Origin of the sequence: Brachybacterium huguangmaarense (assembly GCF_025725725.1) — a bacterium.
Lineage (GTDB): Bacteria > Actinomycetota > Actinomycetes > Actinomycetales > Dermabacteraceae > Brachybacterium > Brachybacterium huguangmaarense.
In genome coordinates this window covers 2948151-2971940 of sequence record NZ_CP107020.1, presented here as the reverse complement: position 1 = coordinate 2971940, position 23790 = coordinate 2948151, and the positions used below count along the sequence as shown (strand labels likewise).

The following is a 23790-nucleotide window of genomic DNA, read 5'->3' as shown; positions in this document are numbered from 1 at the left end:
CTGACGGGCACACCAATGAAACCTTGTCAGCCGAAGATTTACCGTCATGCAATCAGAACTGCATCTCCTGAGGTTTCTCGGGGGCGGGCGCCGCGGGCACACGATCCCTGACCGCAGCGGGAGCGCCCGCCCGAGCGGCGGCGTCGAGAGAGGAGGCGAGGGTGCGGGCCGCGTCCCGTCCGGCACGATTCGCGCCGACGGTGGACTGGGAGGGGCCGAAGCCGATCAGATGCACACGCGGCTCGGCTGCCACCTGGGTGCCGCGGACGGCGATGCCGCCGCGCTCGTTGCGCAGGTTCAGCGGGTCCAGATGCGCCAGCGCGGGCCGGAAACCGGTGGCCCAGAGGATGACGTCCACCGGTGTGAACGACTCGTCCGCCTCACGGACGCCTGATGGTTCGATGCCGGTGAACATCGGGCGGCGCACGAGGACCCCGCGGTCCCGCGCCGCCACGGCGTAGGGCGCCCAGGCCAGCCCCGTGTGGGAGACGATGCTGCCGGTCGGCTCGCCCGCCTCGGCGGCGGCGGTGACCTGGGCGATGATCTCGCGCCCCTCGACCTCGGGATCGAAACCGCCCTTGCGGAAGACCGGTTCGCGGCGGGTGTACCAGAACGTCGTCGCGGTGCGGGAGATCTCCTCGAGGAGCTGGATCGCGGAGATCCCGCCGCCGACGATCGCGACCCGCATGCCGGTGAACTCGTCGGGGGAGACGTAGTCGTGGGTGTGCAGCTGCCGTCCGGCGAACGTCTCCTGGCCGGGATGGCGAGGTAGGAGAGGACTTGTCCAGGTGCCGGTGGCGTTGACGATCGCGCGGGTGCGCCAGGTGCCCGCGTCGGTGTCGACGATCAGCTCGCCCTCGGGCCTCTCATCGGCGCGACGCACCGCGGTGACGGTGACCGGGCGGAGGATCGGCAGCTGCCTCCGCTGCTCGAAGGCGGCGAAGTACCGCGGGACGGCCGTGCGGCTGGGCTCGTCGTCGTCGATCGGCGGCTTCGGGAAGCCCGGCAGGTCGAAGATGCCGTTCACGGTCGCCATGTGCAGCGACTCCCAGCGGTGCTGCCATGCCCCGCCCGGTGCGGTGTTCGCGTCGAGCATGACAAAGGTGCGGGCGCCGGCGGGGTCGTCCAGCGCGCTCGTGAAGCCGCGGCGCGCCAGATGGTGCCCTGCCGACAGCCCGGCCTGACCGGAGCCGATCACGACCACCGTCGCGCTCCGGTCGCGCCGCACGCGTGGCTGCTCGTGGGCGGGGGACGAACGCTGCTGCACCATGACGACACCTCCTGCGACTGACAGGTCCACCCTAGGACGTGAATGGTTGAAGTATCAATCAGTCGGGGGCGTCGCGCGACGTGGTGGTGCCGCCGTCCCCCCCGGGAGGGGCAGGCGCCAGGAGGGCACCACGGCGTACGCCGCGATCGGCGCGCTGCCCGTCGCCGTGTTCCAGTTCGCGGTGACCGCCTCCTGGCTGATGCGCCAGCCCAGGCTCTCGTCGAGGTTGTAGAAGTCCTGGTAGAACTGCGTGAACCACGCGAACCGGTCGGCCTTGGCAGCGGCGGCGATGCCGTCGAACTGCTCCTGGGGGACTCCCTGGCCGAGCATGCCCGGCTCGACGGAGCCGAGGAACGCGTACTTGGCGACGCGGTCGGCGCCGTACGCCGTCGTGTAGCGGCCGAGCTCGCCCGTCCCCATCGAGAAGCCGACGAGGATGACGTCCTGCAGATCGAGCGTGTCGAGCACGGCCTCGAGGTCGGCGGCGAAGGTGTCGTAGTCGTACCCCTCCGTGACCTTGCTCGACCGGCCGAAGCCGCGACGGTCGTACGTGATGACGCGGTACCCGAGGTCGAGCAGCTCGCGCGTCTGCCGTTCCCGCGAGCTGCCGTCGAGCGGGTAGCCGTGGATCAGCACCACGGGCTGGCCGCTGCCGTGGTCCTCGTAGTATAGCTCGATCGGCGCCGAGTTCTCCCGGCCGACGGTGACGTATCCCATGAGGCTCTCCTTCGTCGTGCGAGAACGATCGTTCTCGGCATGGCGGCTAGACTTGAGAACGATCGTTCTCCACGCAAGCGCTCGAGAGGAAAGGCGAGGGAACCGACGATGAACGACCTGATGACGGCTGAGGCGCCGTCCGACCGCGACCGTGTGCTCGAGGCGGCGGACCATCTCTTCTACAGCCGAGGCATCCAGGCGGTCGGCATGGACGCGGTGCGCTCCGAGGCCGGGGTGCCGCTCAAGCGGCTGTACGCGAGCTTCCCGTCGAAGGAGGCCCTGGTCCTCGAGGTGCTGCGGCGTCGCAGCGAGCGCTGGAGAGAGGGGCTGGACGCCGCGATCGCAGCGGCGGCCACACCGCGTGCGAAGCTGCTCGCCGTCTACGACGTCCTGGACGACTGGTTCCACGACGACGGATTCCGCGGCTGCGTCTTCATCAACGCCTTCGGGGAGCTCGGCGCGGTCGCGCCCGTGGTCGCGAGCGCCGCGCGCGATCAGAAGCACGCCTTCCGAGAGCAGCTGGCCGACCTCGTCGCGGAGCTCGGCGCCCCCGAGGATCTCGCGCCCCGGCTCGCGCTGCTCGCCGAGGGAGCGCAGACCACCGCCGCCATCGACGGCTCTCCCGACGCGGCGTCCGTCGCCCGGGGCGCGGCCGAGGTGCTCATCGACGCGAGCCTGACCTCGGCATAGCCTCGCGTGGCGCGGCGCACGGGCCCCTCCGCGGTGTCAGGGCACCCGGTGGCCGGCGGCGCGGAACAGCCCGTACCACTCGGGGCGGGTGAGGGGGATGTCCGAGCCGAGCGCGGCGGCGGCGACCCTCTCGGGCGTGGTCGTGCCGAGCACGACCTGCATCTGCGCCGGATGACGGGTGATCCACGCGACCGCGATCGCCTCGGCCGGGACGCCGTACTTCTCGGCGAGGCGATCGATCTCGGCGTTGAGTTCGCCGAAGCGGTCGGAGCCCAGGAACGGCCCGTCGAAGAGCCCCGCCTGGAACGGCGACCACGCCTGCACGGTGATGTCGTGCAGACGGCAGTAGTCGAGCACGCCGCCGTCGCGGACGATCGACTGGTCCAGCCCCTCCATGTTCGCCGTGACGCCCTGGGCGACGAGCGGCGAGTGCGTGATCGACAGCTGCAGCTGGTTGGCGACGAGCGGCTGGGACACGGAGCGCCGCAGCAGCTCGATCTGACCGGGCGTGTGGTTCGAGACGCCGAACGCGCGCACCTTGCCGGCGCTCGACAGGTCGTCGAACGCCCGGGCGACCTCCTCGGGCTCGACGAGCGCATCGGGGCGGTGCAGCAGGAGGATGTCGAGATAGTCGGTGCCGAGCGCCTCGAGCGAGCCGTTCACGGTCTCGACGATGTGCTCGTACGAGAAGTCGAAGTACGGGCCGTCCTTGACGATCCCGGCCTTGGACTGGATGACGAACTGCTCGCGCTCGGACGACGTGAGCCGCAGGGCCTCGGCGAAGCGGCGCTCGCAGCCGTGCACGCCCGTGCCGTAGATGTCCGCGTGGTCCAGGAACGTGATGCCGGCATCGCGTGCGGCGCTGATGAGCGTCCGCACCTCGTCGTCGGTCTTGTCCTGGATGCGCATGAGGCCGAGGACGACGTTGGGCACCACCAGGTCGGTGCCGGGCAGGGTGAAGGTCTTCATGGGTTCTCCGTCAGGGTCGGTTCCCTCGATCCTAGATCCGCGACGCGCACGGAGCGCGGGCGCGCAGCATCTGCCGGACGGGCGCGCCCGGCGCGGCCTCAGCCCGTGATCACCGTGGAGATCGTCTCCGCGTCCGACTGGATCTCGTCGTCCGTGACCAGGTCGCTCGCGTCCTTGGTGAGCAGGGAGACGAGGGCGTTCAGACGGTCGGTCGCGTCGCCGGAGGTGTAGACGGCCTCCTTGACCGACGCGAGGGTCGAGTCGTAGAGCGCCGAGAAGGTGGAGTCGGCCCGGAAGCGCTCGGACAGGATGTTGCCGCCCCGGCCGCCGCCCATGCCGCCCCTGGGGCCTCCCTGGGCGGCGCCGCCCTGCGTGCTCTGGTCGGTCTGGTCGTCCTGCCCGGTCGGGGCGCCCTGGTCGCCGGCCCCCGTCGGAGGCTGGGGAGCGCCCTGCGGCGGCGTGCCTCCGGCGTCCGACGCGCCGCCGCCCTGCATCGGGCCGCCCGACGGCATGGCGCCGCCGCCGTCGCTGGGCATGGTGCCTCCGCCCGGGAACCCCTGGCCGCCCTGGCCACCTCCGCCGCCCATGCCCCCCATGCCGCCGAACGACAGGTTCTGGTCCCATGCGACGACGGTCCACTTCTCGGAGTCCGGGTCGTAGTGCAGATAGGAGTTGTTGCCGGGCCCGTCGATGTCGTCGGTGTTCTTGACCAAGTCCTGCACGGCCAGATAGGTCGCGAAGCCCTCGACGTCGAGCTTGTCGGGCAGCTCAGAGGCGAAGTCGGCGTCCTCGGACTCGTTGAGGAACTGCAGGAACGCACCGAGGGCGGTGAAGGCGGTGTCCTCGGACAGGCCGTCGGCCAGGAACTCGGCGTCGAAGGCGTCGGCGTAGTCGTCGGCCGTGTCCCCGCGATAGGAGTAGTCGCCGTCGGCGTCGGCCTTGAAGGTCGCGCCCTTGCTGTCGAAGGTGTCGGCATTCCAGGCCGAGTCGTCGGGCAGGTCGAGCACGAGGCGCAGCTTCGCGTCGGCGCCGTTCACGCTGAAGCGGGTGAACGCGTAGGTCTCGGCCGGCACCTTCGCGAGCGACAGGACGTCGAGGGCGACGGCCTCGTTGAGGGAGGTGTCGGTGTTGTTGCCGCGGACCACGAAATCGCTGCGGCCGCTGTAGCTCTGACCGTCGGTGTACTTGTCGAGGCGGATGAGCCACGGGAGCCCCGTCGGGTCGTCGGCCGAGATGCTGCCGTCGCCCTCGTCGTCGCCCTGAATGGCCCCGCCGCCCGCGGCGCCCCCGCCGTTGGAAGCCGTCGTGCCCTGCGTGGTCGAGGTCGTGTCATCACCCCCGCCGTCCGACGCGGTCGCGGCGCCGCCGGGCGCATTCCCGCCCGGTCCGCCGCCGTTGTCACCGGCGAGGCTGCGCAGGCTCGAGTTGCCCTTGAGCTTCATTCCCACCTTCTCGAAGACGTTCCCGTCGATCTCGACGTCCGCCTCGATCCAGGTCTTGTCCTGGCTCGAGGCGTAGGTCTCGATCATCGCGTCGTAGTCGTCGGTGTCGAACACGACCTTGACGGTGTGGAGGGTCGAACGGTCCCAGAAGTCGCCGTCGACGGCCCCAGTCACCGTCTTCCCGTCCAGGGTCGCGGTGCTCGATGAGGACGAGGCGGAGCATCCGGCGGCGGTGAGCGCGACGCCGAGGCCCAGGCCGCTCAGGGCGAGGAATCCTCGGCGGGAGGGACCTGAGCGATGGGCAGACTGATGGCAGAGGTGATCGGTCGACATGGACCTGACCGTACGGAGCGCGAGTAAGGGGCCGACATGGTGAGGCTGTGCATCTGCTGTGACCGACCGTATTGCTAGGTCGAGCCTGCTTCCACGTCAGCCGCGGAATCCGTGCGCCCCGAGGTCCGCCGCGCCGTCGCGGCCATACGCATCCCGAGCCGAGCCTTCGGTACGCTTCGCGGAGCGACGGCCGCGGACTGTTCGAATCCTCCTCGAGGTGCGGGGTCCTCGTCGCCCGGAGCAAGAAGCAGAGGTGGCCATGGACGACAGCGACGGCTCAGATCCCCAGCGCGCCGCGCCGAACGATCCGACACCGATGGCGGATGGCTCTCAGACCATCGACGGGGACGCGACGACGCGAACCGATGGCTCGGGTCACGCGGCGGACGACGACTTCCGTGACCCGGTGCCGCGCACCGAAGGCTATGCGGACCTGCGCTCCTACGCCGCGCTCGGGGACGGACGAACGGTCGCGCTGGTGGCCGCCGACGGCCGGATCGACTGGTTCCCCGTGCCCGACTTGGACACGACCCCGGTCTTCGCCTCCCTGCTGGACGCCGACGACGGCGGCTTCATCGAGCTCGCGCCGACCGTGCCGTACCGCATGCGGCGTCGTTACGTCCGGGGCACCAACGTCCTCGTGACGACCTATGAGACCGACACCGGCCGGGCGCGCGTGACGCAGTCCATGAACGTCGGACTGGCCGGACGCCTTCCGTGGAGCGAGCTGGCGTGCCGCATCGAGGGTCTGCACGGGTCGATACCGATGGGCTGGTCCGTCGAGCCGGGCACCGCACTGGGCACGGCCTCGCCGTGGGTGGAACGCACGCATGTCGGCCCGGTGCTCCACGACGACGGCGTCACCATCGCGGTCCAGACGCTGGGCGACATGACGCTCGAGACCCATGAGCAGGCCTGCCGAGGCGAGTTCACGGCCGAAGAGGGGTCACGACACTTGGTGGTCCTGAGCGGGACCTCCGGGGAGCCCGTCTTCCTGCCCGGCCCCGAGGACGTGGATCGCGGGATCGATCGCTCCATCGACCGCTGGCAAGCGTGGACCCACGAGTTCCATTGCGATGGCTCCTGGGGCAAGGCGGTCCAGCGCAGCGCGCTCGCGCTCAAGCTTCTCCTGCATGAGCCCACGGGCGCGATCGCGGCGGCTGCGACCACCTCGCTCCCCGAGAGCCTGACCACCCCGAAGAACTGGGACTATCGCTACTCGTGGGTCCGCGACACCGCGTACACCCTGGACGCCTGGATCGGGTTCGGGCTGCGCGAAGAGGTCCACTCCGCCCTCTCCTGGACGTTGCGCACGCTGCGCGAGCACGGCATGCACGTGTTCTTCGGGCTCGACGGCTCGATCCCTGCTGAACCGCACGTGTTCGACGTCCCGGGGTGGCGCGGACATGGCCCGGTCGTGGCCGGCAACCGGGCTCACGACCAGCTGCAGCTGGGTGTCTACGGCGACATCCTCGCGGTGGCGCGAGGGTACGTCGACGCGGGGAACCTGCTCGACGCGGAGACGGGACGTCTGCTGGCCGCAGTCGCCGACGAGGCCGCCGATGCCTGGCACCGGCGGGACTCCGGCATGTGGGAGCTGCCCGAGCTGCACCATTACACGACCTCGAAGCTGGGCTGCTGGCAGGCCCTGACCTGCGCAGCCCACCTCGCAGAGCTCGGCCAGATCCCCGGCAGCAGCGACCGGTGGAGCGCGGAGGCCGACCGCATCCGTACCTGGGTCGAGGACAACTGCTGGTCGGAGAGCCGCGGCGCCTACCTGATGCACCCCGACAGCGACGCGCTCGACACCTCGATCCTGCTGCACGCCCGCAGCGGGTTCGACACGGGCGAGCGGATGAGCCGGACGATCGACGCGTTGCGCGCCGATCTCGGAAGCGGACCCCTGCTTCACCGCTACTCCGGGATGGCCCAGGAGGAGGGGGCGTTCGTCGCCTGCTCCTTCTGGGGCATCGCCGCGATGGCCCTCGTGGGCCGATTCGAGGAGGCCGAGCAATGGATGACGTCGATGCTCGCCCTCGCGAACGACGTCGGGATCTGGCCGGAGATGATCGACTCGGCGACCGGAGCCTTCCTCGGAAACGTGCCCCAGGCCCTCAGCCACCTCGCGCTCGTGCAGGCGGCGCTCGCGTTGAACGAGCGGCACTGACCGCGTTCGGGAGGCTGGACGCGTCCTGAGGACACATCTCGGACGATGGTCGAGTCGTCTCCCGTCGCGTCACGGTCCGTCCGCTCATCACGCCCTGTCCGCTCTGCTCTGCATTGCGCAACACTCCGCTCTGACGAAAGGTCTTCCTGTGCCCGTACCACCGACTCCTCCCGGCCCTCGCCCGCGCATCGCGATCGCCGGGATCCACATCGAGTCCTCGACCTTCACCCCGTACCGCTCCTCCTTCGAGGACTTCGAGGTGCGGCGCGGTCAGGATGTCCTCGGTCGTTATCCCTTCCTCGCCCCCGGCAGCGACCTGCGGGAGGCGGCCGACTGGCACGGCGTGCTCCACGCCGGCGCGCTGCCCGGCGGCGTCGTCGCCGCCGAGGCCTATGCGGCCTGGAAGACGGAGATCCTCGACGGTCTCGCCGTGCTGGTCGAGCAGGCGCCCCTCGACGGCCTGTACTTCGACATCCACGGCGCGATGAGCGTCGAGGGCATGGACGACGCCGAGGGGGACCTCATCACCGCGATCCGCGGGGTGATCGGAGAGGAGCCGCTGGTCACCACCGGCATGGACCTCCACGGCAACATGTCCGACGCGCTCTTCGCCGGGGTGGACCTGCTGACCTGCTACCGGCACGCTCCCCACATCGACACCTGGGAGACCCGCGAGCGGGCCGTGCGCCATCTCCTCGAGCGCCTGCGGCTCGTGACCCCCGGGACGCCCGCACCGAAACCCAGCAAGGCCCTCATCCGGCTGCCGATCCTGCTGCCGGGGGAGATGACCTCCACGCGCGTCGAGCCGGCACGAGCGCTCTACGCGCGGATCGCGGATCTCGAGAACCGTGCGGGGGTCACCGACATGGCCTACCTGATCGGCTTCGCATGGGCCGACCAGCCGCGCTGCAGCGCGGCGATCGGTGCGTACGGCGACGACGCGCGCGCCGTCGAGCACGCCGTGCTCGAGCTCGCGACCGCCGTCTGGCAGGCACGCCACGAGTTCGAGTTCGTGGCACCGACCGGCACCTTCACCGCATGCCTGGACACCGCGATCGCCTCGGGTGAACGGCCGTTCTGGATCTCGGACTCGGGTGACAACCCCGGTGCCGGCGGGGCCGACGACGTCACCGTCTGCCTCGGCGAGCTCGCCCGCCGGCCTGAGGTCCTCCGAGCGGAGGTGAGCGTGCTCGTCGCCTCGATCGTGGACCCCGAGACCGTGCGCATCGCGCACGAGACCGGGGTGGGCGGGATCGTCGACGTCCGCGTGGGCGGCACGATCGACACCCGCGCCCCCGGTCCCGTGCCGCTCACGGTGCGCGTCGAGGCCACGGACGACTCCCCGGCGACGGGCCCCGCCGCGCGGTTGCGCGTGCTCGACGCGGATCGGTCCACCGGGCTCGAGGTGATCGTCACCGCGCGACGGTCCCAATTCGCCACGTCTGCCATGTTCGAGCGTCTGGGACTGTCCATGACCGGCGCCGACATCGTCGTGGTGAAGATGGGTTACCTCGAGCCCGACCAGTACGACGCCGCGGCCGACTGAATGATGGCCCTGACGCCGGGTGGCGTCGACCAGGACCTGGTCCGGCTCGGCCACCGGCGCATCGAACGGCCGATGATCCCCTTCGACGCGGAGATCCCCGCCCCTGCCGTCGCGGACCTCCGGCGATGAGCGCACCGGGGGTCGTCCTCGAGCTCGCCGTGCAGGACGTCGCGGGCGCGATGATCGCCCGGCGCCGCGGGGTCGACCGGATGGAGCTGTGCGGCGCCCTCGCGCTCGGCGGGATCACGCCGTCGGTCGGGCTCCTCGAGACCGCCGTCGCCACCGGCGTCTCGGTGCATGTGCTGATCCGGCCGCGAGCCGGCGGCTTCGAGTACGGGCCCGACGAGCGCCGGGTGATGCTCGCGGACGTGCGCTCGGCGGTCGCGGCCGGCGCGGCCGGGGTCGTCGTCGGCGCGACGCGCGAGGGCCTGATCGACGAGCGGTTCGTGCGCCACGTCGTGGCGGAGTCCCCCGAGACGTCCTTCCATCGTGCCTTCGACGCGCTCGCCGACCACGACCGCGCGCTCGACACCCTCGCAGCCCTGGGCATGCGCCGCCTGCTGACCTCCGGCGGCGGCGATCGTGCCGTCGACCGTGCGGAGACGATCGCGCGCACGGTGGACCGTGCGGCAGGGCGGATCGAGGTCATGGCCGGCGCGGGGATCACCGCCGGCAACGTCCACGTCCTCACCGCGACCGGGGTCGCGGCCGTGCACGCCTCGGCCTCGCGCCACGTGACCGACCCCGTGGAGGGGCGCCTCGGGTCCGCTACGGACGACGGTTACGCCACGACCGACGACGGCGCGGTGCAGGCGCTGCTCGCGGCCCTCGGGCGCTGACGCCTCGCGGGTGGCGCGGGCGGGGGCCCGGCATGTCGTCGGCACGACGGCCTCTTCGATGAGGGCCGGTCTCACTCGGCGAGCGCGGCCTCCGCGGCCTCGACCGCCTCGGCGGAGGGCTCGGCGTCGAGAGCCCGGCGCGAGGTCGCGAACAGCACCATGCCCAGGCCGAAGGTGAGCAGCTCGGTCACCGTCATCGACCAGATCACGCCGGTCATGCCGAAGACGGCGTTGGCGATCAGGACCACCGGGATGAACAGCACGCCCTGCGCCACCGACATGATCGTCGCGTTGCGCATCTGCTCGGTGGCCTGGAAGACCGCGATCACGAGCCCGGTGATGCCGTTGAAGATGGTCGCGACGAGCATGGCCGTGAGCATCTGGGTGCCGTCCGAGAGCACGGCCGGATCGGCGCTGAAGAGCGCGAACACCTGATCACGGAACAGAAACACGAGCCCGGAGAACACGAGGGTGATACCCAGGATCGAGACCGCCGAGCCGGTGATGGCGCTGCGCAGCCGGGCGTGGTTGCCCGCCCCGTAGCTGTAGGCGAACAGCGGGATCGCACCCATGAACACGCCCATGCAGATCATCTCGGGCAGCTGCGAGATACGCAGCGCGACGCCCATCGAGGCGAGCAGCGCCTCGCCGTAGCCGATCGCGATCCAGTTCACGAGCAGGCTCGTGACGATGAGGAACGAGGACTGCAGGAGCTCCGAGACGCCCACCCCGAACACCGTGCGCAGCATCTCGCGATCCAGCCGGAGATGGCGCGGGGAGAGGGAGACGACGGTGCTGCGCCGCGTCAGCCACCACGCGTAGTACGCGACGGCCACGGCGTTGGACAGCCCGAGGGCAAGCCCCGCTCCGAGCACGCCCCACGGGAGCACCAGGATGAACAGCACGTCGAAGACGAGGTTCGCGATCGTGGAGAGGATGAGCCCGTTCATGGAGGCGACCGCCGCGCCCTCGGCGCGCACGATCTGCTCGAGGGCGAACACCGCGACGTAGACGGGGGCGAAGGCGAACATCGCCCCGATGTACTGCGCGGTCGGCGTGAGGGCCGACCCCGAGGCGCCGACGAGCGCGGAGATCGGGGAGGCGAGCACGAGACCGACGACGCCGATCACGACGCCCCCGGCGAGGGCTCCCCACAGGACGAACGACGACACCTGCTTGATGCGGAGGCCGGCGGCCTCGCCGTCGGCGCCCTCGGCCTCCTGCGAGCCGAGCAGGCGCGAGATATAGGTCCCGCCGCCGACGCCGAACACGCCGCCGATCGCCATGATGAGCGAGAAGACGGGCAGCGAGAACGTGAGCGCCGCGAGCATCGGCGTCGAGTGGAGCGAGCCGATGAATCCCGCGTTGATGATGTTGTAGATCGAGCCCACCGAGAAGGCGGCGATCATCGGGATGCACAGGTGGACGAGGGCGCGCCAGATGGGCGCCGAGGCGAGCATGAGGCGGTTCGAGGACGTCGTGGGGGCGGCCTCGGGGGCCGGTGCGGGGCCCTGGGGTGCGCCCGGGGTCAGGGGGGTGAGAGTGGTTTCGGTCATGAGTGATCCTCCGTTCCGTGAACGGCTGGTGAGAAGCGGTGATGGGGTGGCGGAAGCGGGCGCGACTAGCTGTCGCGGCGGCTTCGCCGGCGGCGCGGCATGTCTCCCGGGTCGACGGATGCGACGACCCGGTTGAGCAGCGTCATCAGCTGGTCCTGCTCCTCGGAGGAGAGCGCGGTGAGCAGCTGGGCCTGGGCTTCGCGCACGGCGTCGTCGAAGCCCTCGGTGAGACGGACCCCCTCGTCGGTGGCGGCGAGGAGCTTCACGCGCGAGTCGTCGGGCGACGGCGTGCGCGTGATGAGGCCCCGGTCCTCGAGCCCCCGCAGGAGGCTTGCGACCGATGCCGGGGTGGTGCCCGACACCTCGGAGATCTCGCGGGCGATCACTCCGCGATCCTGGTTCTCCTCGATGTAGCCGATCGTGAACGCCTGCTGGCGCGTGAGCCCGCTGCGTCGCACCCACTCGTCGGCGGCCGCCCGTTGGGCGAAGGCGATGGCGAAGACGGCGTCGGCGAACTGCTCGGCTCGATCGGTCATGGTTAGAACTCTAATGATTAGAGTTCTAACGGTCAAGCGTCCCGGAGATGTGATGCCGACGACTCCGGGGCGCTCGGCCCGGCACGCGTTCAGGCCCCCCGGTCGAGCTCGTCGAGCATCGCCACGAGCTGGGCGACGGTGTTCAGGTTGCGTGCCGTGCCGCGCTCGGCGGCCGGGATCCGCAGCCGTGACCGGCCCATGCCCGAGGGGTAGTGGACGTAGATCTCGCGAGTGCCGAGCTCGAAGCGCTCGTCGTCGACATGGCGTGCCTCCTCGAGCGCATCGACGGCAGGCGGCTCGGCGAGGAAGACGGCGGCGGTGCGGTTGCCGGGCTCGTCGGGGAAGGGGTTCGCCTCGAGCACGGCGCGCATCTGCTGCGCATCGCGCACGAGCACGCCGACGGGCGCGCCCGCGTAGGCGGCGAGCCTCTCCTCGAGGACCGAGCGGACAGCGTCCTCGTCGCCGTCGGCCGAGAACACCACGTTGCCGCTCGCGATGTACGTGCGGGCGTCGGCGAAGCCGGCGTCCGCGCACATCGCGCGCAGCTCGTCCATCGGCAGCTTGCCGGTGCCGCCGACGTTGACGGCGCGCAGCAGGGCGACATAGGAGGTCATGATCGTGATCCTCTCGTCGCGACGCCGGCGCCGAGCCCTCGGCGGCGCCCGTGTCGATCCCGCGTCGCCTCGCCATTGTGCCGCTCGGAGGGGGCGGGGTGAACAGTCGCGCCACGCGGCGTCCGAGGTCGCCACCGCGCCGGACTACACTTCGAGCGGCACGACAGGGAGGTGACCATGGTGTTCCCGTATGACTCCGGCCCGCCCGTGCGGCGGAGCAGCCGGCAGCTGCGGCCCCAGACGGCGGCCCCCGCGGCGCCCCCTGGCCTCGGGCAGAGCCAGCCGCCCGTGCTCACGCGACGCATCGTCGACGGCAAGTCCCAGGACGTCTCCACCCAGGACACCTTCGCCGACGCCCTCGCCTTCGCCCAGAGCGCCCCGAACCACATGGCCCTCACCGTGATGCCGGTCCCCACGCCCGAGCACATCGCAGCGCTCGCCTCGGCCTGGCAGCTGCACCCGCTGCTCGTCGAGGACCTCCTGCACGCCCACCAGCGCCCCAAGCTCGAGCGTTACCAGGACGTCCTGTTCCTCGTGGTGCGCTCGGCCCGCTACGACGATGCGGCCGAGGAGGTCGAGTTCAGCGAGTTCCACGTGCTCATGCGCTCGCGGGCGGTCGCGGTCGTGTGCCAGGACCGGCGCCTCGTCAACGGCACCGCGATCTCCCCGGACATGTCGCCCTCGGACCAGGCGATGCTCGGCGTGGGCACGCCGCTCGTGCGCCGGGAGCAGCTGCTCAAGCTCGGTGCCGACGGCATGGTCTACCAGCTCCTGGACGCGATCGTCGACGGCTACTTCCCGGCCCTCGAGGGTCTGCAGGTGGACCTCGAGGAGATCGAGCACCAGGTGTTCGGCGGCGACACCGCGGCCGCCGAGCGCATCTACCGCCTGAGCCAGGAGGTCATCGATCTGCTGCGCGCCACGACCGCGCTCGCCCGCATCCTCCAGGGCCTGGACGCCGGCCCGGACGACGAGTCGATCCCGCACGAGCTGCGGGTGCACCTCCAGGACGTCTCGGACCACCTCGCGCGCGTGATCGGCGAGAGCGTCGAGCTGCGCGACTCCCTCGCCCAGATCCTCAACGTCAACGCGACCCTCGTGGCCCAGCGCCAGAACGAGGACATGAAGAAGATCTCCTCCTGGGCGGCGATCCTGTTCGCCCCGACCCTCGTGGCCGCGGTGTACGGGATGAACTTCGACGTCATGCCCGAGCTGCACTGGACCTTCGGGTACCCGCTCGCGATCGGCGCGATGATCGCCTTCGGGGTCGGCCTCTACGTCGTCTTCCGCTGGAAGAAGTGGCTGTAGACGACGTACTGCCCCAGGAGCAGGCCGCTGGCCTCCCGCGGGAGGACGTCGCGGCCCTCGGCGCGGCGTAGCCTTCCTGCCATGCGCGCAGGTGAGGGCCCCGGCGGCCCGCAGACCCCGTGGCCGCGCCCCGGGCGCGTCGCGGCGCTCGCGCCCGCCGTCATCGCCCTGCTCGTCCAGGTCCCGCCGACGCTCGCGATCGGCCTGGGCACGGGCACCCCGGTGATCTGGGTGATCCTCAAGACGCTCCTCGCGGCGGTCTCGGCCGGGGCGCTCGTGCTCGCCTGGCGGCATCCCGGCCCCACCGTCACGATCGTCGCCCCGCTCGCCCTTGTCCTGCTGTTCCTCCCGCCGCAGCTCGGGCCCCCGCCGATCGCGCTCGGATTCGCCCTCGTGATCGCCCTGGTGCGGGCCGCACCGCTGTGGGCGCTCGTCTCCGCGGGCTCCGTGTGGGTGCTCGGGGTGAGCCTCGCCGAGCTCGTCGCGCCCGCCTACGCGCCACGGCGCATCATCGCCGGCACCGTCGCGCTCGCCGTGTGCCTGGGCATCGGGCTCGCGATCCGGACCCGCACCGAGCGCGCCCGCCGCCGCGAGCACGAGCTCGAGGAGCGGCGACGCGAGGCGGAGCAGCAGGAGCGGGCGCAGATCGCGCGCGAGCTGCACGACGTGCTCGCCCACTCCCTCAGCCAGATCTCCGTCCAGTCCGGGGTGGGCCTGCACCTCTTCGACCGCGATCCCGAGCAGGCGCGCGAGGCGCTCGCGAACATCCGCGGGCTCGCGGGCACAGGCCTCGACGAGGCGCGCGGCGTGCTCGCGACCCTGCGCGGCGAGGAGGCGCCGCTGACGCCCGAGCCCCAGCTCGCCGACCTCTCCGACCTGCTCGCCCAGCACGCGGCCGGCGGACTGGACGTGCGCCTGGGCGACGAGCTCGGCGGGGCGCTCCCGGCCGGCGCCGTCCAGACGGCCGCCTACCGGATCGTGCGGGAGGCGCTCACGAACATCGTGCGGCACTCGGCCGCGGACCGTGCCGACATCCGCCTGCGCCGCCACGACGACGCGCTCCTGATCGAGGTCGACGACGACGGGCTCGGCACCGGGAGCGCGCCGACCGGCGCGGGCACGCGCGGCATGCGCGAACGCGCGGAGCTCGCCGGCGGATCCCTGGACATCCTCCCCGGCCCGCGGGGCAGGGGCACCCGGGTCGTGGCACGGCTGCCGTGGACGGAGGTGCCCGCATGATCCGCGTGGCGATCGCCGACGACCACCAGCTGGTGCGCGCGGGGTTCCGCGCGCTGCTCGACGCCGAGGACGACATCGAGGTCGTCGTCGAGGCCTCGGGCGGCCGCCAGCTGCTGCATGCCCTCGGCGACGAGCACGTCGACGTGGCGCTCGTGGACATCCGCATGCCCGACGGCGACGGCCTGTGGGCGACCGAGCAGATCGCGGCCGACCCCGCGCTCGCCGGCGTGCGCGTGGTGATCGTGACGACGTTCGAGCTCGACGAGTACGTGGTCCGCGCGATCCGGGCCGGCGCCGCCGGATTCCTCGTCAAGGACACCGAGCCCACCGACCTGATCCGGGCCGTGCGCGCCGTGCACGCGGGCGACGCCCTGCTCTCGCCGCGCATCGCCCGCGTGCTGCTGGATCGGGCGGCCGGCGGCCTGCGCGAGGCGCCCGAGGGGGCACGTCTGGGCGAGCTCACCGATCGTGAGCGCGAGGTGCTGCGCCTCGTGGGCCAGGGGCTCAGCAACGAGGAGATCGCGGGCACCCTCGTGCTCTCACCGCTCACCGCCAAGACCCATGTCTCCCGCATCATGCAGAAGCTGCAGGCGCGGGACCGGGCGCGGCTCGTCGTGATCGCCTACGAGACGGGCCTCGTGACTCCCGGCTGGGGCTGACGGCAGGGCCGGCCTACTCCGTGCGGAGCACGCCGAATGCCTCCCGGCGCCGGATGTGCGCCGCGGCCCCGGGCGGTTGGCTGGAGGCATCGGGTCGCACCGGAGGCGGCCCGCCGTCGAAAGGACATGTCATGTCGAATGCGATCGCCACCGCCCTGACCTCGCCGATCCTCGCCGAGGGCGGCCCCGGCCCCCACATGGGCGGCCACGGCGGGCCGGGCTTCCCGTTCTTCTTCATCATCCCGCTGTTCTGGATCGCGGTGATCGTGGTCGTCATCGTGCTCGTGACCCGGTGGCGCCGTCATGACGCCTCCCAGCGCCGCTCCGACGAGGCGGCTCGCCGCGCCGCGGACGCCGCCGCGCCCCTGCGCCGCGCCGAGGTGACCCTCGCCGAGCGCTTCGCCCGCGGCGACATCGACGAGGCCGAGTACCGCAAGCGGCTGGAGGTGGTGCGCGCGAGCGCCGCGCTGACCGATCAGCCGTGAGCGGCGGGCTCCCCGCTCTCCACGGAGGAGGGGATCACGACCAGCGCCATCACCCCGACGGCCGCGAGGACGGCCGCCGCGGTGAGGGCGGTGGTCTGCATCGCGCCGGTGAAGGCGTGCTGCGCGCTCGCGAGCAGTCCGGGGTGGTCCGGGCCGATCGTCGTGACGGCCGCCGCGAGGGAGTCGGACATCGCCTCGGCGACGTGCGAGGGCGTGCCGGGCGGCACCTCCACCCGTGCCCGGTAGGCGGCCCCGAGCACGGAGCCGAGCACCGCGATGCCGAGCGCGGTGCCCAGCTCGTAGGCGGTCTCCGAGATCGAGGAGGCCGCCCCGGCGCGCGCGGGCGGGACCACGGTGACCACCGTATCGATCGCGATCGTCGAGGCGATGCTGATGCCCGCGCCCGTCACGACGAGGGCGAGGGCGAGCCACACGTAGCCGGGCATCGACTCGGCGAGCGCGACGCCCGCCATGCCGAGCGCGGTCGTGAGCAGCATGGCGCCGATCGCGCGCCCGCGCCCGAGGCGGGTGACCATCCATGCCACGAGGGTGACGCCGAGGATCGCGGCCAGGGTGCCGGGCAGCTCGGCGAGGCCGGCCACGAGCGGCGTCATGCCGCGCACGAGCTGCAGGTACTGGGAGAAGAAGAACAGCAGCCCGCTGAGCGCGAAGATCGACACCGCGTTCGCGGCCACCGAGCCGCTGAACGCCGGTCGTGCGAAGAGGGAGACATCGATGAGCGGGTGCGTCAGCCGGCGCTGGCGCACGACGAAGGCGAGGCCCGCGGCGAGCCCGATCACGGCGCCGAGCAGGACGGGCGTGCTCGGCCCCTCTTTGACGACGGTCTTGACGGCATAGACGAGCGGCACGATCGCGGCGAACGACAGGAGCGCCGAGAGCAGGTCGATCGGAGCGCGGGACGGGTTGCGCGACTCGGTCAGCAGGGGCAGGCCGAGCCCGATGACCAGCACCATGACCGGGACGTTGATGAGGAACACCGAGCCCCACCAGAAGTGCTCGAGCAGCCACCCGCCGACGAGCGGACCGAGCGCGGCGCCGCCCGTGGCCCCCGCCGACCAGATCGCGATCGCGCGTGTGCGCTGGCGGGCATCGCGGAACATGCCGCGGATGAGCGACAGGGTCGAGGGCATGAGGGTCGCCCCCGCGACCCCGAGCAGGGCACGGGCCGCGATCAGCACCTCGGGGGAGGGGGAGAAGGCGGCGATCGCGGAGGCGACGCCGAAGCCGAGGGAGCCCGTCAGGAGCAGCCGCTTGCGCCCGATCCGGTCGGCGACGTTGCCCATCGTCACGAGCAGCCCCGCGAGCGCGAAGGAGTACAGAGAGCTGAGCAATCGATGGGCGAGACCGCCACCCGCAACACCGAGCGCACACGCCGCGCGATCCTCGACGCCGCCCGTGCGGCCATCCGCGAGCACGGCACGCATGCGACGATCGGCGCGATCGCCCAGGCGGCGGGCGTGACCAAGGGCGGACTGCTCCACCACTTCCCGAGCCGCGAGATCCTGCTCCAGGAGGTCGCCCGCGACGCCCTCGAGCGCTTCCGCGCCAAGGCCCTGGCCCTCGTCGACCTGTCCGAGAACCATCCCGGCAAGCTCGTGCGCGGCTACGTCCGCGCCGTCTTCGACGAGGCCGAGCATCAGGCCGACTGCAATGACCCGACGCTCTGGACCACGCTGTGCGTGATCCCGGAGGTCGCGCGCAGGGTCCAGGAGGACACCGACGACTGGCGGACGCGCTGCGGCGAGGACGGCCTCCACCCGGACCGGATCCTGCTGGCTTGCAGCGCCGCCGAGGGGTTCATGGCCGGCGCGCCGTGGGACACGAGCCTGCGCCCCGAGACCATCGACCGGGCGCGCGCCGCGATCCTGGCCCTGACCGACCGCAACGGACCCCTCGTCCCCGAGTGACCGGCCACGCGCCGCGGCCCGCCCGCCCCACGTCGGGGGCGGGCGGGCCGCGGGTCAGCGAGCGCGACGGCGCGGGCTCAGAGCGCCGAGCGGCGCAGCCAGGCCGTGGTCGCGCCGGGGAGCCGCCGCGACCCGACAGCGGCGTCGCCGTCGAGCGGCCCGCTCGCGAGCAGCAGCTCGCCCGCGGGCAGGTCGACGGGCTCGGCGCCGAAGTTGGTCACGCTCAGCCAGCCGCCGGGGCGCTCGAAGGCGAGCACGTCGGCCGTCGAGAGCGTCTCGTCCCAGACCAGCTCCTCGCCGCCCTGCAGCTCGTGGCGCAGGGCGAGGGCGCAGCGGTACATCTGCAGCGACGAGCCCGGGTCGGCCTCCTCGGCCTCGACCGACAGCTCGCCGAACCAGGCGGGCTGGGGCAGGTGGGACCCGCCGTCGCCGAAGCCGAAGGACGAGCCCGTGCGGGACCAGGGCAGCGGCACGCGGGTGCCGTCGCGGCCCAGCCCGTCCTGCGTGCGCTCCTCCGGCGTGGAGCGCCAGAACGCCGGGTCCTGCCGCTGCTCGTCGGGGATGTCCGTGACCTCGTGCAGGCCGAGCTCCTCGCCCTGGTACAGGTAGGCGCTGCCGGGCAGGGCGAGCTCGAACAGGGTCGCCGCGCGGGCACGACGCTCGCCGAGCCCGCGGTCGATCTCGTCCTCGGGGGCGCCGGCGAGCATCCAGTCGATGCCCTGCTTGGCGTGCCGGCCCTTCAGCGGCGCGAGCCCGTAGCGGGTCACGTGGCGCACGACGTCGTGGTTGGACAGCACCCACGTGTTCGAGGACCCCGAGAGGGTCACCTGCTCGAGGTTGTCCGTGACGATGCGGCGGAACTGCGCGGCGTCGAAGTCGGCCTGCAGGAGGTCGAAGTTGAAGGCCTGCCCGAGGCTCGCCGGGCTCGCGTAGCGCGCTCGCCGCTCGGGCGACTCGATCCATGCCTCCGCGACCGCGGTGCGGGGCGGGGTGTACTCGTCGAACACGGCCCGCCACGCGGCGTAGATGTCCTGCACCTCGTCGCGGTCCGTCGTCGGGTGCGTGCCGTCCAGAGGCATCGCGGCGAGCTCCTCGGCCGTCGGCAGCGGGTCGGCCGAGAGGTCCTTGGCCAGGAGGTTCGCGTCGTCGACGCGGAAGCCGTCGACACCTCGATCCGCCCAGAACCGCAGCGTGGTCAGGAAGTCCTCGCGCACCTCGGGGTGCGACCAGTTCCAGTCGGGCTGCTCGATCGCGAAGGTGTGCAGGTACCACTGGCCGTCCTCGACCCGGGTCCAGGCCGGGCCGCCGAAGACGGAGGTCCAGTCCGAGGGCGGGATCTCCCCGTGCTCCCCGCGGCCGTCACGGAAGATGTACCGCTCGCGGGCGGGGGAGCCCGGAGGGGAGGCGAGCGCCTCGCGGAACCAGCGGTGTCGGTTCGAGGAGTGGTTGGGCACGATGTCGACGATCAGGCGGATCCCGGCCTCGTGGAGCGCCGCCGCCATCGCGTCGAACTCCTCGAGCGTGCCGATCCGCGGGTCGACGTCGCGGTAGTCGTCGACGTCGTAGCCGCCGTCGGCGAGAGCGGAGGGATAGAAGGGGGACAGCCACACCGCGTCGATGCCGAGCGCGGCGAGATAGTCGATGCGCGAGATGATCCCGCGCAGGTCGCCGATCCCGTCGCCGGTGGCGTCGGCGAAGGAGCGCGGGTAGATCTGGTAGACGACGGCCTGGCGCCACCAGTCGGGGTCGTCCACCAGGAGCGGGGTGCGGCTGTCGATGAGCTGGGTCATGGAGCGGAAGGTCCTCCGGATCGGATGGGTGGGGCGGTGGTGCAGGCGTCAGAGGGTGCGGACGCGGAGGACGCGTGACTCCCACGCCGCGAGGCGGCCGGGGTCGCGGTCGGCATGGGTGCCGAGCACGAGCTCGGCGTCGTCGAGCTCGCCCAGCTCCTGCAGGGGGAGCTCGGCGGGCCGGGACGAGCAGTTGGCCACCACGAGCAGACGCTCGTCCTCGAGGGTACGGGTGAAGGCCCAGATCTGCTCGTGGTCGGGCAGCAGGAGGGCGAAGCGGCCCTCGCGGACGGTCTCGCTGTCGTGGCGCAGGCGGATCAGGCGCTGGAAGTGCGCGAACACCGAGTCGGGGTCCCGGCGGGCGGCCTCGGCGTTGATCTCGGTATGGTCGGGGTTGACGGCGAACCACGGGGTGCCGGTGGTGAAGCCGGCGTTGTCGGTCGCGTCCCACTGCACGGGGGTGCGGGCGTGGTCGCGGCTCTTGGCGGCCAGGGAGGCCAGGACCTCCTCCTCGGGTGTCCCGCCCGCGGTGGCGAGGGTGTGGTAGTTCAGGGACTCGACGTCCTGGTAGTGCTCGATCCGGGTGAGGGGGGCGTTGGTCATGCCGAACTCCTCGCCCTGGTAGACGTACGGGGTGCCCTTGTGCAGGTGCAGCACGGTCGCGAGGGTCTTGGCGGAGCTCACCCGGTGCTCGGGGGAGTCGTCGCCGAAGCGCGAGACCGCGCGGGGCTGGTCGTGGTTGTCGAGGTAGAGGGAGTTCCACCCGGCGTCGGCCAGGCCCTCCTGCCAGTGGGCGAGGTTGGCCTTGAGCACGGGCAGGGGGAGGTCGGCCAGGTCCCACTTGCTGTGCGAGGCCTGGTCGAGGTTGACGTGCTCGAAGGTGAACACCATGTTCAGCTCGCGGCGGGCGGGGTCGGTGACGCGGCGGGCGACCTCGACGGTCGCGCCGGGCATCTCGCCGACGGTGATGAGGTGCTCCGCGTCGAGTCCGACCTCGCGGTTCATCTCGGCGAGGAACTCGTCCAGGCGGGGTCCGTTGGCGATCGCGCCGAAGCCTCCGGCGCCGGCGGGGATGGGGCCGCCGGAGGTCAGGGCGGCGGGCTTGGAGATGAGGTTGATGACGTCCATGCGGAAGCCGTCGACGCCGCGGTCGACCCACCAGCGCATCATCCGGTGCACGGCGTGGCGCACGTCCTCGTTCTCCCAGTTGAGGTCGGGCTGGCCGGGGCTGAAGATGCCGAGGTAGTACTCGCCGCTGGCGGGGTCGTAGGTCCAGGCCGAGGGCGCGAAGGCAGCGCGGCTGTCGTCGGGCTCGGCGCCGGGGGTGCCGGGCTCGTGGCCCTCGCGTGCGGGGCGCCAGTAGTACCAGTCGCGCTTGGCCGAGGCGGGGTCGCGGGACTCGGTGAACCAGGCGTGCTGGTCGGAGGTGTGGTTGACCACGAGGTCCATGACGAGCTTCATGCCGCGCGCGTGGGTGGCGGCGATCAGCTCGTCGAGGTCGGCCAGGGTGCCGAACAGGGGGTCGACGTCCTGGTAGTCGCTGATGTCGTAGCCGTTGTCGACCTGGGGGGAGCGGTAGACGGGGGAGAGCCAGAGCACGTCGACGCCGAGCTCGGCGAGGTAGTCCAGGCGGGAGGTGATGCCGGGGATGTCGCCGATCCCGTCGCCGTCGGTGTCCTGGAACGAGCGCGGGTAGATCTGGTAGACGACCGCCGACCTCCACCAGCCGTCCGGGCGGGAGGTCGGGGCGAGGGCGGGGTGATCGGTGGTCACGGAGTCTCCTGGATTCGAGGCGGGGGAAAGTCGGACAGGCCCCGGAGAGGACGACACGGGCGCGGCGCGCGAGGCGCTGCGCCCGTGTCGTCGACCGGGTGGGCGGACTACTTGATGGCGCCCTGGGTCAGGCCGGACATGACCCAGCGCTGCGCGAACAGGTAGACGATGATGGCCGGGGCCATCGCCATCAGGTAGGACGCGAAGCTGACGTTGTAGTTGTTGCTGAACTGGGTCTGGAAGATGCTGTTGACCACGGGGATCGTCTGCCATTCGGGCTGGGAGATGATCAGGCTCGGCATCATGAAGTCGTTCCATGATGCCAGGAAGGCGAAGATGCCGACCGTGGCGGCCATCGGGGACAGCAGCGGGAAGATGAGCCGCCAGAACGTCTGCCAGGTGCTCGCCCCGTCCATCCGCATGGACTCCTCGAGCTCGAGCGGGATCGAGCGCAGGAACGTCGTGAACAGCAGCGAGTTGAACGCGAGGCTGAACACGATGTGGAGGATCGCGACGCCGACGTAGTTGTCGAGCCCCAGGATGCCTGTGAGCTTGACCTGCGGGAGCGCGACCACCGGGAACGGGATGAACATCGCGGCCAGCAGGTAGAAGAAGCAGTAGCGGAACGGCTTGCGGTCCCAGTTGCGCACGATCGCGTAGGAGGCCATCGCCGAGACCAGGATCGCCCCGACCACCGCGATCACGGTCACGATGACCGAGACCACGAAGGCGCGCGGGAAGTTGGTCAGCTGCCACGCCTCCACGAAGCCGCTCGTGCTGAACGGGCTCGGGAGGCTGAAGGCGTTGCCGTCGGTGGACTGCTTGGTGGTCTTGAACGCCATCGACACCGTGACGTACAGCGGCACCAGCACGGTCAGCGACGCGACCATCAGCAGGATCGTGGCGGGCCAGTTGATGCGGTCCCGGCCGACCTTGTGTCGTCGTGGGCGCTTGGAGCTCGACGTGAGCACGCTGGCGGACGTGGCGGAGGTGGTCGTGGCGCTCATGCGACGTACGCCCTTCCCTGGGTGACGCGCATCTGCACGAGCGCGATGATGACGGTGATGATGAAGAAGACGACCGCGTTGGCCATCTGATAGGCGTAGTCGCCCCCCTGGAAGCCGGCGAAGATCGTGAAGGCGACCGAGCGGGTGGCCGTGCCGGGACCGCCGCCGGTGAGGGCGACGATCTGGTCGTACACCGCCAGGAAGCCCTTGAAGCCCAGGATGATGTTGATGCCCACGTAGCCGGCCACGAGCGGCAGGGTGATGTGGATCAGGTTCTTCCACGGGGTCGCGCCGTCGATCGAGCTGGCCTCGTAGACCTCGCCGGGCACGGTCATCAGGCCGGCGATGTAGATGAGCATGGTGCCGGGAACCGAGCCCCAGACCGTGACGATGACGATCGCGAACCATGCCCAGTGCGGATTGGCCAGGAGGCTCTCGGACAGGGTCTGGGAGCCCAGGGCCTCGCCCAGCACCGGCAGCGAGTTGTTGAACAGGAAGCGGAACACGTAGGAGTAGATGATCGCCGAGATCACCATGGGGATCACGAAGATCGCCCGCAGGCCGTTGGTGAACCGGATCTTCGCGGTGAGCCCGAGGGCCAGGAAGAACGCGATGATGTTGACCAGGATGACCGTGGTGATCGCGAACAGGAACGTGAAGCCGTAGGACCCCAGCATGTTCGGGTCGCGGAACAGCGAGATGTAGTTGCGGAACCCGATCCAGTCGAAGTCGCCGAAGCCGATCGAGTTGGTGAAGCTCATCGTGAAGCCCTGGATGGCGGGGTAGGTGATGAGCAGGGTGAAGACGGCGACGGCCGGGAAGAGGAAGAGCCAGTAGATCGGCTCGACGCGTCTCTTCGTGTGCTTGAGGGCGGGGGAGGATTGCTCGCCCCGAGGTGCGGTGGACATACGTAGACTCCTTC

Annotated in this window: 21 protein-coding genes and 1 pseudogene; 10 read left to right on the top strand and 12 right to left on the bottom strand. The window is 71.3% G+C overall.

Translation table 11 applies throughout. From position 1 onward, the window contains the following. Positions 1–52: 52 nt before the first annotated feature. On the bottom strand, positions 53–1270 hold the full coding sequence (locus BRM3_RS13670) for an NAD(P)-binding domain-containing protein (protein ID WP_263593842.1): 1218 nt from the start codon (positions 1268–1270) through the stop codon (positions 53–55). Between the two features lie 117 nt (positions 1271–1387). Then, positions 1388–1987 (bottom strand): annotated as a pseudogene (locus tag BRM3_RS13665) (alpha/beta fold hydrolase); the annotation flags it as partial. Positions 1988–2095: 108 nt separating this feature from the next. Here BRM3_RS13665 and BRM3_RS13660 point away from each other — a divergent pair. Beyond that, complete coding sequence (locus BRM3_RS13660; RefSeq protein WP_263593841.1) at positions 2096–2677, top strand: TetR/AcrR family transcriptional regulator; 582 nt, start codon at positions 2096–2098, stop codon at positions 2675–2677. A 36-nt stretch (positions 2678–2713) separates the two neighbouring features. On the opposite strand, the gene BRM3_RS13655 is transcribed toward BRM3_RS13660, so the two are convergent. After that, positions 2714–3646 (bottom strand): aldo/keto reductase, encoded by a 933-nt coding sequence (locus BRM3_RS13655; protein ID WP_263593840.1) that lies wholly within the window; start codon positions 3644–3646, stop codon positions 2714–2716. 98 nt (positions 3647–3744) lie between these two features. After that, entirely contained in the window at positions 3745–5421 is a 1677-nt protein-coding gene (locus BRM3_RS13650) for a CotH kinase family protein (RefSeq protein WP_263593839.1), read from the bottom strand. A gap of 316 nt (positions 5422–5737) precedes the next feature. Here BRM3_RS13650 and BRM3_RS13645 point away from each other — a divergent pair, with 316 nt between their 5' ends. The 4 genes from BRM3_RS13645 (at position 5738) to BRM3_RS13630 (ending at position 9973) form a co-directional block, all read left to right on the top strand. Continuing rightward, positions 5738–7588: a glycoside hydrolase family 15 protein gene (locus tag BRM3_RS13645; RefSeq protein WP_263593838.1), complete on the top strand. Its 1851-nt coding sequence runs from the start codon at positions 5738–5740 to the stop codon at positions 7586–7588. Positions 7589–7736: 148 nt separating this feature from the next. Then, entirely contained in the window at positions 7737–9134 is a 1398-nt protein-coding gene (locus tag BRM3_RS13640) for a M81 family metallopeptidase (protein ID WP_263593837.1), read from the top strand. After that, a complete protein-coding gene (locus BRM3_RS13635) occupies positions 9135–9263 on the top strand; it encodes a hypothetical protein (protein ID WP_263593836.1) in 129 nt (42 codons plus the stop codon). Next, positions 9260–9973, top strand: coding sequence for a copper homeostasis protein CutC (locus BRM3_RS13630; RefSeq protein WP_263593835.1), 714 nt, complete (start codon positions 9260–9262; stop codon positions 9971–9973). Before BRM3_RS13635 ends, BRM3_RS13630 begins: the two co-directional genes overlap by 4 nt. A 71-nt stretch (positions 9974–10044) precedes the next feature. Here the strand turns inward: BRM3_RS13630 and BRM3_RS13625 are convergent, their stop codons facing one another. The 3 genes from BRM3_RS13625 to BRM3_RS13615 form a co-directional block, all read right to left on the bottom strand. Then, the gene (locus BRM3_RS13625; RefSeq protein ID WP_263593834.1) at positions 10045–11529 is read right to left on the bottom strand and encodes an MATE family efflux transporter; all 1485 of its coding nucleotides are present in this window, start codon (positions 11527–11529) and stop codon (positions 10045–10047) included. A gap of 65 nt (positions 11530–11594) precedes the next feature. Next, positions 11595–12065 (bottom strand): MarR family winged helix-turn-helix transcriptional regulator, encoded by a 471-nt coding sequence (locus BRM3_RS13620; RefSeq protein WP_263593833.1) that lies wholly within the window; start codon positions 12063–12065, stop codon positions 11595–11597. Between the two features lie 89 nt (positions 12066–12154). Then, positions 12155–12679: a DUF1697 domain-containing protein gene (locus BRM3_RS13615; protein ID WP_263593832.1), complete on the bottom strand. Its 525-nt coding sequence runs from the start codon at positions 12677–12679 to the stop codon at positions 12155–12157. Positions 12680–12856: 177 nt separating this feature from the next. On the opposite strand from BRM3_RS13615, the gene BRM3_RS13610 reads away from it, so the two are divergent. From BRM3_RS13610 to BRM3_RS13595, 4 genes are all read left to right on the top strand, one after another. Then, entirely contained in the window at positions 12857–13987 is a 1131-nt protein-coding gene (locus BRM3_RS13610; protein WP_263593831.1) for a magnesium and cobalt transport protein CorA, read from the top strand. An 81-nt stretch (positions 13988–14068) separates the two neighbouring features. After that, on the top strand, positions 14069–15226 hold the full coding sequence (locus tag BRM3_RS13605) for a sensor histidine kinase (RefSeq protein WP_263593830.1): 1158 nt from the start codon (positions 14069–14071) through the stop codon (positions 15224–15226). After that, complete coding sequence (locus tag BRM3_RS13600; protein ID WP_263593829.1) at positions 15223–15885, top strand: response regulator; 663 nt, start codon at positions 15223–15225, stop codon at positions 15883–15885. Before BRM3_RS13605 ends, BRM3_RS13600 begins: the two co-directional genes overlap by 4 nt. Positions 15886–16016: 131 nt before the next feature. Beyond that, complete coding sequence (locus BRM3_RS13595) at positions 16017–16370, top strand: SHOCT domain-containing protein (RefSeq protein WP_263593828.1); 354 nt, start codon at positions 16017–16019, stop codon at positions 16368–16370. Here BRM3_RS13595 and BRM3_RS13590 read toward each other — a convergent pair. Next, a complete protein-coding gene (locus BRM3_RS13590) occupies positions 16361–17722 on the bottom strand; it encodes an MFS transporter (protein ID WP_263593827.1) in 1362 nt (453 codons plus the stop codon). The genes BRM3_RS13595 and BRM3_RS13590 overlap by 10 nt on opposite strands. Before the next feature lie 3 nt (positions 17723–17725). Here BRM3_RS13590 and BRM3_RS13585 point away from each other — a divergent pair, with 3 nt between their 5' ends. Next, complete coding sequence (locus BRM3_RS13585; protein ID WP_263593826.1) at positions 17726–18298, top strand: TetR/AcrR family transcriptional regulator; 573 nt, start codon at positions 17726–17728, stop codon at positions 18296–18298. 77 nt (positions 18299–18375) lie between these two features. Here the strand turns inward: BRM3_RS13585 and BRM3_RS13580 are convergent, their stop codons facing one another. From BRM3_RS13580 to BRM3_RS13565, 4 genes are all read right to left on the bottom strand, one after another. Beyond that, entirely contained in the window at positions 18376–20088 is a 1713-nt protein-coding gene (locus BRM3_RS13580; protein ID WP_263593825.1) for a glycoside hydrolase family 13 protein, read from the bottom strand. Between the two features lie 48 nt (positions 20089–20136). Continuing rightward, a complete protein-coding gene (locus tag BRM3_RS13575; protein WP_263593824.1) occupies positions 20137–21861 on the bottom strand; it encodes a glycoside hydrolase family 13 protein in 1725 nt (574 codons plus the stop codon). Between the two features lie 107 nt (positions 21862–21968). Then, positions 21969–22868, bottom strand: coding sequence for a carbohydrate ABC transporter permease (locus tag BRM3_RS13570; protein ID WP_263593823.1), 900 nt, complete (start codon positions 22866–22868; stop codon positions 21969–21971). After that, complete coding sequence (locus tag BRM3_RS13565; RefSeq protein ID WP_263593822.1) at positions 22865–23776, bottom strand: carbohydrate ABC transporter permease; 912 nt, start codon at positions 23774–23776, stop codon at positions 22865–22867. Before BRM3_RS13565 ends, BRM3_RS13570 begins: the two co-directional genes overlap by 4 nt. Between the last annotated feature and the right edge of the window lie 14 nt (positions 23777–23790).

Bases quoted from the DNA above. Each gene is read 5' to 3' on its own strand.
- BRM3_RS13670 (WP_263593842.1), bottom strand. From the start codon at position 1,270: ATGGTGCAGCAGCGTTCGTCCCCCGCCCACGAGCAGCCACGCGTGCGG.
- BRM3_RS13660 (WP_263593841.1), top strand. From the start codon at position 2,096: ATGAACGACCTGATGACGGCTGAGGCGCCGTCCGACCGCGACCGTGTG.
- BRM3_RS13655 (WP_263593840.1), bottom strand. From the start codon at position 3,646: ATGAAGACCTTCACCCTGCCCGGCACCGACCTGGTGGTGCCCAACGTC.
- BRM3_RS13650 (WP_263593839.1), bottom strand. From the start codon at position 5,421: ATGTCGACCGATCACCTCTGCCATCAGTCTGCCCATCGCTCAGGTCCC.
- BRM3_RS13645 (WP_263593838.1), top strand. From the start codon at position 5,738: ATGGCGGATGGCTCTCAGACCATCGACGGGGACGCGACGACGCGAACC.
- BRM3_RS13635 (WP_263593836.1), top strand. From the start codon at position 9,135: ATGATGGCCCTGACGCCGGGTGGCGTCGACCAGGACCTGGTCCGGCTC.
- BRM3_RS13630 (WP_263593835.1), top strand. From the start codon at position 9,260: ATGAGCGCACCGGGGGTCGTCCTCGAGCTCGCCGTGCAGGACGTCGCG.
- BRM3_RS13625 (WP_263593834.1), bottom strand. From the start codon at position 11,529: ATGACCGAAACCACTCTCACCCCCCTGACCCCGGGCGCACCCCAGGGC.
- BRM3_RS13620 (WP_263593833.1), bottom strand. From the start codon at position 12,065: ATGACCGATCGAGCCGAGCAGTTCGCCGACGCCGTCTTCGCCATCGCC.
- BRM3_RS13615 (WP_263593832.1), bottom strand. From the start codon at position 12,679: ATGACCTCCTATGTCGCCCTGCTGCGCGCCGTCAACGTCGGCGGCACC.
- BRM3_RS13610 (WP_263593831.1), top strand. From the start codon at position 12,857: ATGGTGTTCCCGTATGACTCCGGCCCGCCCGTGCGGCGGAGCAGCCGG.
- BRM3_RS13605 (WP_263593830.1), top strand. From the start codon at position 14,069: ATGCGCGCAGGTGAGGGCCCCGGCGGCCCGCAGACCCCGTGGCCGCGC.
- BRM3_RS13600 (WP_263593829.1), top strand. From the start codon at position 15,223: ATGATCCGCGTGGCGATCGCCGACGACCACCAGCTGGTGCGCGCGGGG.
- BRM3_RS13595 (WP_263593828.1), top strand. From the start codon at position 16,017: ATGTCGAATGCGATCGCCACCGCCCTGACCTCGCCGATCCTCGCCGAG.
- BRM3_RS13585 (WP_263593826.1), top strand. From the start codon at position 17,726: ATGGGCGAGACCGCCACCCGCAACACCGAGCGCACACGCCGCGCGATC.
- BRM3_RS13580 (WP_263593825.1), bottom strand. From the start codon at position 20,088: ATGACCCAGCTCATCGACAGCCGCACCCCGCTCCTGGTGGACGACCCC.
- BRM3_RS13570 (WP_263593823.1), bottom strand. From the start codon at position 22,868: ATGAGCGCCACGACCACCTCCGCCACGTCCGCCAGCGTGCTCACGTCG.
- BRM3_RS13565 (WP_263593822.1), bottom strand. From the start codon at position 23,776: ATGTCCACCGCACCTCGGGGCGAGCAATCCTCCCCCGCCCTCAAGCAC.